The sequence below is a fragment of the Arthrobacter sp. 2YAF22_2 genome, from assembly GCF_052114645.1.
Classification (GTDB): Bacteria; Actinomycetota; Actinomycetes; order Actinomycetales; family Micrococcaceae; genus Arthrobacter.
The window spans coordinates 1-7675 of record NZ_JBFRFD010000133.1 but is presented as its reverse complement, the minus strand read 5'-3'; the positions used below and the strand labels follow the sequence as shown (position 1 = coordinate 7675).

At 62.7% G+C, this 7675-nt stretch carries 6 protein-coding genes; 5 read left to right on the top strand and 1 reads right to left on the bottom strand.

The annotated features are described in order from the left end of the window. The 3 genes from AB4Y86_RS07545 to AB4Y86_RS07535 form a co-directional block, all read left to right on the top strand. Positions 1-492: UDP binding domain-containing protein (locus AB4Y86_RS07545; protein WP_441401524.1), on the top strand; the 492-nt coding region annotated here is incomplete at its 5' end. A 39-nt stretch (positions 493-531) separates the two neighbouring features. Beyond that, positions 532-1539, top strand: a complete 1008-nt coding sequence (locus AB4Y86_RS07540; protein ID WP_441401522.1) for a dTDP-glucose 4,6-dehydratase — start codon at positions 532-534, stop codon at positions 1537-1539. Between the two features lie 436 nt (positions 1540-1975). Next, positions 1976-2596, top strand: a complete 621-nt coding sequence (locus tag AB4Y86_RS07535) for a hypothetical protein (RefSeq protein WP_441401520.1) — start codon at positions 1976-1978, stop codon at positions 2594-2596. 22 nt (positions 2597-2618) lie between these two features. Here AB4Y86_RS07535 and AB4Y86_RS07530 read toward each other — a convergent pair whose 3' ends face one another. Further along, on the bottom strand, positions 2619-3629 hold the full coding sequence (locus AB4Y86_RS07530) for a chitinase (RefSeq protein ID WP_441401519.1): 1011 nt from the start codon (positions 3627-3629) through the stop codon (positions 2619-2621). Between the two features lie 668 nt (positions 3630-4297). Here AB4Y86_RS07530 and AB4Y86_RS07525 point away from each other — a divergent pair. Further along, the gene (locus AB4Y86_RS07525) at positions 4298-5737 is read left to right on the top strand and encodes a polysaccharide deacetylase family protein (protein WP_441401517.1); all 1440 of its coding nucleotides are present in this window, start codon (positions 4298-4300) and stop codon (positions 5735-5737) included. Positions 5738-5812: 75 nt separating this feature from the next. Beyond that, a partial coding sequence (locus AB4Y86_RS07520; protein WP_441401515.1) for a polysaccharide deacetylase family protein occupies positions 5813-7675 on the top strand: 1863 nt, incomplete at its 3' end.

Sequence of the window (7675 nt, the reverse complement as noted above, 5' to 3'; positions counted from 1 at the left end):
GGCGTCGGGGGCCACTGCATCCCGTGCGACCCGCACTACCTCCTCTGGCAACTGCGGAAGGCACGCGTCACCGCGCCTGTTATTGAACAAGCGATGGCAGGCATCGCGGGCAGGCCGCACCAGGTGGTAGAAAAGGCGCGCAAGATCCTCTCCGAACGCAACCACGGCCTCACTGGCGCGAGGATCCTCATACTTGGCGTGGCCTACAAGCCGGATGTCGAAGACCTGCGGGAATCGCCCGCGCTGGAAATCATCGCCGAGCTGATCGCAGACGGCGCCGAGGTGGCCTACCACGACCAGTGGTGCCCGACCGCGCCCGACGGGCATGGGGGCCGGCTTCAATCGCTCGCGGAACCGACACTTTGGGAAGCCGATCTGGTGATCATGCACACGAAGCATTCGGCCATGGATACTGGTTGGCTCGCCAGTGTCCCGGCCGTGCTGGACACGACCTACCGGCTTCCCAACGATGCCAACGTGACGCGGTTGTGATCCGATTGCCGCGAAGGTCAGATTAGGAAAGTAGGAGCAATGAAGACCACAATCACTGGGGGAGCCGGCTTCATCGGAAGTCACCTTGTCGAACACCTGTTGGCCGCGGGGGACGAGGTAACCGTGCTCGATAATCTCTCCACCGGTCGCCTGGAGAATCTGCGCAGCGTCATCGGACACCGTAAATTTCATTTCGTCGAGGGAGACATCCTCGATAAGTCAGCGGTGGACAAGGTGGTCTCCGGGTCCGACCGCGTCTTCCACCTCGCAGCGGCCGTTGGGGTGAACCTGATCGTCGAACATCCCCTGGAGAGCCTCCGGACGAACATTCATGGGACCGAGGTTGTCCTGGACTCTGTTCTCGAAGCCGGYGCGTCGCTCCTGCTGGCCTCAACCAGCGAGATCTATGGAAAGAACGCCTCGGACAGCCTGAGTGAGGAAGCCGACCGTATTCTCGGCTCCGCGCTGAAGTCGCGCTGGACCTACGCCGCGGCGAAGGGCATCGACGAGGCTTTCGCACACGCCTACTGGCGGGAGTTTGGACTGCGGGTCGCAATCGTCAGGCTCTTCAACACGGTGGGGCCGCGGCAGACGGGCCGCTATGGCATGGTGGTGCCGCGCCTCGTGAAGCAGGCCCTCACCGGTCAGCCCCTAACGGTCTATGGCGACGGGAAGCAGACCCGCTGCTTCTCCTACGTGGGGGACATTGTGCCCGCGATCACCAGGATCTCGGCCGAATCCTCGGCCTACGGTAACGCCTACAACCTCGGGGGAAGTTACGAGATCTCGATCCTCACACTTGCCGAACGGATCGTGGAGCTTCTAGGCAGCAAGAGTGACATCAGTCTCGTCCCCTACGAGCAGGCATACGCCGAAGGGTACGAGGACATGCGCCGACGGGTCCCGGATAACAGCAAGGCCCGGCAGTTGGTCGGATTCGACCCGAAAACGACGCTCGACGAGATCATCAAGAACGTCGCCGCAGAACAACGCCCGCCCAAGACGGGGGACCCCGTCCAGTGGAAAGTGACCATGGCCATCAACTAGCTGTTTCTGTGCAGGCGCCGCAAACAGGCGCCGCGCCCTAGTTGGGGGTCTCGATGGCGTCGCTATGCCGTCACAAACGCCAGCCTCCGGTTCGGCCGTGCAATGTTTGCCCTAATCTGCCGCCAACCAGGACTGTCCCGAGTTATTCTGATCCGGCACAGCAAAGTTAAGCGGGTTAAGGGCGGACGGCCGTGCATCCGGAGCTGCTTTCCGGACGTGCGGCCGTCCTACGTTTCAAAAGCTATCCATTGGTGATCGAAAGTCTGGGCGGGACACAATGAAGCAAAGAGTGCAGMGACATATGGTTTCAATCCCCAAACAAGTTGTCGTGATGGGCCTTGTCGGCCTCTTGGTGGCGTCCTGCTCGGGCCCCCAGCCGGCTCCGAGTCCCACGAGCCCAACGGCGCAGCAGGGATACCCGTGGCACACGGGAATCGTGGCGACCACCTTTTGGGTGGGTGAAATTTTCGACCCCAACGCCGAAGATGGCAGCCAGGTGACGTCCACGTACGACAGCCTGTGGATGCAAAGCTACGGGGGGTGCGACGGCGTGCTGAAGAACGGTTGTGAGACGGAAGCCAGGACCAGCGCCAACGACTACTTCCCCAGCGCCATGACACCCCGGGAAAATCCATTCTATTTGGACCTGCCCTATGACGACATCAACAATGCGTCCGCTTTCCGGGAACGAGCGGCCGTCATCCCGTGGGCGAAAGACCTATCTTTGGCAAGCGAGACCAGCAACCCGCGGGTCAGTTACATGAAAAACCGCTGGGTCAAGATCCGCATGAACGGCAAGGAATGCTTCGGCCAGATCGAGGATGCCGGACCGGGCCAGTACGAGGACAAGGAGTACGTCTTCGGGCAGAACGACGCCCGACCAAAGAACAAGAACTTCAACGGGGCAGGGATGGACGTTTCCCCAGCGCTCAACGGTTGCCTGGGCTTCAAGGAACTCAACGGGGAGGATGACAAGGTGGACTGGCAATTCGTGGACCGCAAGGATGTGCCAGCCGGCCCGTGGCTGAAAGTGGAGACCCAGACCCCGGTCCAGTAGGCAGCCGGCGAGGGGCGCTCTATCACATCCGCCCCTTCAAGCCGCCCCCCAGGATCTTGGCGAATTGCCCGGCTTCCTGACTGACTCCGCTGCAGACATGGCTGGCTGTCTCCGGGCCCGCCCCATCAGGGCATTGGAGGTCCCGGTTCAGCGACCACATCGATAGGCGCTGGACCCCCTTCCCAAGCGCAAAGTCCCGAAGTTTCTGAGTGGAAGCAAGGTCGAACACCTCACCGGCGAGATCGTTCTGGCCGATCATCGGCGTGAGGCCCAGCTTTCCCCATAGTTCATCACCGCTGAGGTTAATTCCCGCCCGCTGATACACGATACTCAGCTGGTCATGGACGGCTGTGGCTGCGGCCGTCGAGGCCTCGAGCATGCTCTGTGACGCTGGACGGCTTTCGCCGTAGTTCATTGTCATGACGTTTACGCCGGTGAGGTCAACCCCGGCGGCGAGCATCTGGTCGACGGCGCTAATGCCTGCATCGGTGAGGCCCCGGGGCGACGCTGGGAGCGTCAGCCAGACATCGAGCTTTTTGCCGGTTGATCCGCGCTCCAGCTGCAACTCCCGCGTGACTCTTGCCCTGCGCTCGCCGGCGGCCGCGTCCAGCAGGTTGTCGCCCTCGATGTCGAAGTCCAGGGCGACCGGGTCATAGCGCCCCACGACCTGCCGGTAAGCCGACTTGAGGGCCGACTCGTCCCGGCAGGAATTCGCGAGTTCGAGGTTCAACGCACCCCCGAACGAAATCGATACTTGGCCTCCACGTGATTTCAGTGACTTTATCCGGTCGTCGAGCTTCAGTATCTGAGCAGCAGTATCCAGGCTGTAGAGAGTTCCCCAGCTGGGAGCACAGGAGTCTTCCGGCGAGGCGACGATGAACGCCATAATGACGTCTTTGGGGTCGGCCGTTTCGAAGGCGTAGGCCGGAGTAACGGTCACGTCGGCGTAACCCGCGAACCAGGCGGGCTTCGTGACGTCCCGGTCTGCGCCGTACCTAGACACCAAAACAACCGCCGCTGCCAGCACCAGCACCAATGAGGCGCCGATGAAACGGCGCCGGTGGGGCGGCTTCCAGTTCCACCACAGCCGACGTCGGACCCGACGCCCCCCATGCGGAGGTGTCAGCGGGCCCGCGGCCCGGTCTGGGTCGCTGTGCGCTGTCATTCGACCCTTCTGTCCTGTGCCACCCTGCCATGACATCACCATTTCATCACGCCCAACTCCCAACGGGGCCCCGCTGCGCCTAAATTCTCGAGGGGCGCATCCACCTAGGTCGTGTGCACGTGGCTGGGGTGCCGGGCGAGTACTCAAACTCCCATTACCTATACGAGGTACTGAGTATTCGGAGCATGCCAAGACCAAAGACGGGTAGGGGCCACTCGTGCCCTGAAGATATGCGCTCTTTACGCTGTGGATGTCGGTTGCAGGGGATTGGGGGATGAAACTGGTCTCAATATGGTACGGGTACTCAGGACCGGGCCCGCGCCAGGCGTCGAGTTCCGGCGGGCACGCTGTTGGACGGCAACCCCCGGCGGCGCAGGCGGCAGAGGCGCCCAAGTGAGTGGCGGCCAGGGTGTCCAAGAGCCCAGTTCCCGCGGCAGGTCACCGCTCCCAGGACCGGTATACGCTCGCTCGCCGTTGAACGGACGATACCCGAATAGCAGCGCGGACCGGTCAGCACGATGAGAGGGGCATCTGACATGACGAACAATTCGGGAAGCAAGAAGGCGCCAAAGGGGGCTGGCCTGCCGCGCGCCGGCGCTCCCGGACGGAAGTTCGACGTCAAGGCCGTCTGGGTCGTCTCGTCGCTACTCGCGCTTGTTGGCCTGACCGTTCCCGCACTCCTCGCGCCCAAAGGCCAAACTTCATCGCCGGCCCCCAGCGAGGCCTCAGCGGGTCCTGCGGTCGACACCCGGCCGGCATTGACGACCGTGAGCTTCACCTTCGACAGTGGCCGGTCGAGCCAAATGGTCGCCGCGGCGACGCTCAAGAAGGCGGGCATGCGCGGCACCTTTTTCGTCAACTCCGGTTTCCTGCAGGAACCTGGGTATTTGGGTGTCGACGATCTCCACACGTTGGTGGCCGACGGAAACGAAGTCGGGGGCCACACCGTGACGCTCGCAGATCTGAGCGTCGTCACTGGCGATGAGGCTGCCAGGCAAGTCTGTTCCGACCGCAGTAATCTGGCAGACTTGGGCTTTAAGGTCTCCTCCTTTGCCTACCCCTTCGGCGCCGTCACACCGGCCGCGGAAAGCCAAGTGGCCAGTTGCGGATATAACAGCGCGCGGAGCAGCGGTGATATTCGGAGCCCTTTCGGCTGCGCAAACTGCGACGTTGCGGAAACGGTTCGGCCCACCGACCCGTTCCGGACCCGTTCAGTAGTTGAAATCGGCAACACCTGGAACCTCGCAAACCTGCAACAACTGGTGACAGCCGCGGAGGAGCGTGGCGGCTGGCTGCAGTTGGTCTTTTACGACATTGACGAAAGCGGGTCGCCGCGCTCCATCACCCCGCAGCTCTTTAAGGAGTTCACGGACTGGCTGGCGCCGCGGAACGAGGCCAGGTCAACGGCTGTCCGGACGGTGCATGAGGTCATCGGAGGCGCCGTGAAGCCGGCCGTCCCGGGCCCTTCAGCCCCTCCCGCGCCGCCGGGCGTCAACGCGCTGAAGAATCCCGGACTGGAGGCGCCCGGGAAATACGGACTGCCGCAGTGTTGGCAAACTGCCTCCTACGGCGAAAACGGCTACGTTCTGAGCAGCCTTAGCCCGGGCCATAGCGGCGCCATAGCCCGTCGTCTGGACGTCAGCGGCTACAAGTCCGGCGATGCCAAGCTGTTGCCCACCCTCGACCTCGGCGAATGCTCACCCAGCGTCGTGGCTGGACACGCCTACGCAATCAGTGCGTGGTACACCTCCACGGGACCCACGCAGTTCGAACTCTACTATCGCAATAAGGCCGGCATCTGGACTTACTGGACGGCCAGCCCTTGGTTTACCCCCACCCCGGGTTACCAAGAGGCCCGGTGGACAACCCCCGCCGTGCCAGCAGACGCCGTCGGGGTCAGCTTTGGCCTGAACCTGTTCAGCAATGGCGAGCTTGCTACCGACGATTACGAAATGTTGGATGCCGGCACGCCCTGAATCACGCACGCCCTGAATCACGCCCGCCCGTGTGCACGCCAGCGCGTTCCCGGCCGCAATGTATGGAAGCGAGTAATGCTCATGAACGAGACCGGACGAATGATKTCATCCGAACGAACTGGTGGACGCTGGCGGCCGACCGGCTTCTGGTCAAAAGTCGTCACGGCGGTGGGGGTCTTCATCTTGACCGTGGCCGGGCTGGCGGCCGGGGTCCCGGCCGCCGTGGCCGCGGCACCCACCGTGGTGACGTTGACGTTCGACGACGGGAACGCTGACCAGCTGAACGCGGCGCAGATCCTCAACAACAACGGTTTGAAGGGGACTTTCTTCATCCCCTCCGGTGCTGTCGGCACGCCCAACTACATGACCCTCGCGAACCTCCAGGGCTTGGCCGCCGCCGGCCACGAAATCGCCGGGCACACTGTCACGCACCCGGATTTGACGACGCTGACGTCCGATGAGGCAACACGTCAGATCTGCAATGACCGTGTCAACCTCACGAATTGGGGATTTCGGATCACGAATTTCGCCTATCCCTTCGCCGCGGAAAATGCGACTACCGAGGCCATCGTAAAGAAGTGCGGATACAACAGCGCCCGCGGTTTGGGCGATATCCGAACACGGTTCAGTTGTCCCGGTTGCCCCCTCGCGGAGACAATCCCGCCCGGAAACCTTTACAACACGGCCGCGCCTGATGAAGAGGATTCCTCGTGGACCTTGGCTGACCTTCAAAAGTCGGTAACCCAGGCCGAACCTGGTGGAGGATGGGTGCAGTTGACCTTTCACCATGTGGCGGCCAGCAGCACGGATCCCCTGAACATCACGCCCACTTTGCTGGCTCAGTTCGCCACGTGGCTGAAGGCACGACCAGCCACGACGTCGGTGAAAACGGTGGATCAAGTCATCGGTGGCACCGTGAAGCCTCTCGTCTCCGGGCCCGCGGTGCCGCCACAGGCGACGAGCGGGAACCTAGTGAAGAATCCCAGCCTCGAAACGCTCGTCAGCGGGGCACCGCAGTGCTGGCAGGCAGGTGGTTATGGAACGAACACCGCAGCCTTCAGCGTGGTCAGCCCCGGCCACACGGGAAGCGTTGCTGAACGTCTAGTGGTGACCGGCTACGCGAACGGTGACGCCAAGTTCCTTCCCGCACTGGATTTGGGCGGGTGCTCACCCTCGGCGACGGCAGGGCACACCTATAACCTCGGCGCCTGGTACAAGTCGACGGCAAGCACGCAGTTCGCCCTTTACTATCGGTCCGGTGTGGGCTCGTGGGTCTATTGGACCTCAAGTCCATGGTTCGCCCCCGCGACCACGTTTCAAAAGGCAAGCTGGACGACGCCGGCGTTGCCCAGCGGTGCGAGCGGGATCAGCTTCGGCCTGAACTTGTTCAGCAATGGAACGCTGATTACCGACGATTACGAAATGATCGACACAGCCAACGCTCCGGCGCCCACGCCGCCGCCGGCCGGTACGAACCTCGTGCAGAATGCGAGCCTAGAGACCGCCGGCGGGAGCACTCCCCAGTGCTGGCAGGCTGCGGGCTATGGCACCAACACCGCCGCGTTCAGCACTGTGACGGCAGCTCACACCGGCGCAGCCGCGGTGCGCCTGACGGTCACCGGCTACAGCAGCGGAGATGCGAAGCTGCTTCAGACCTTGGACAGCGGTTCCTGCGCCCCGCCGGCTATTGCCGGACATACCTACTCGCTCAGGGCCTGGTACAACTCCACGGCGGTTACCCAATTCACCGCTTACTACCGCAACTCAGCGGGGACGTGGGTCTATTGGACGTCCGGTCCTTGGTTGGCTGCTTCCGGAAGCTATGTTCAGGCTAGTTTCACAACGCCCGTCCTGCCGGCTGGTGCGACGGCGATCAGCTTCGGTCTAAACCTGTTCGGAAACGGCACGCTCACGACTGACGATTACGCGATGTACGAC

Coding starts and splice junctions, on each gene's coding strand:
- AB4Y86_RS07525 (WP_441401517.1), top strand. CDS start 4,298: ATGACGAACAATTCGGGAAGCAAGAAGGCGCCAAAGGGGGCTGGCCTG.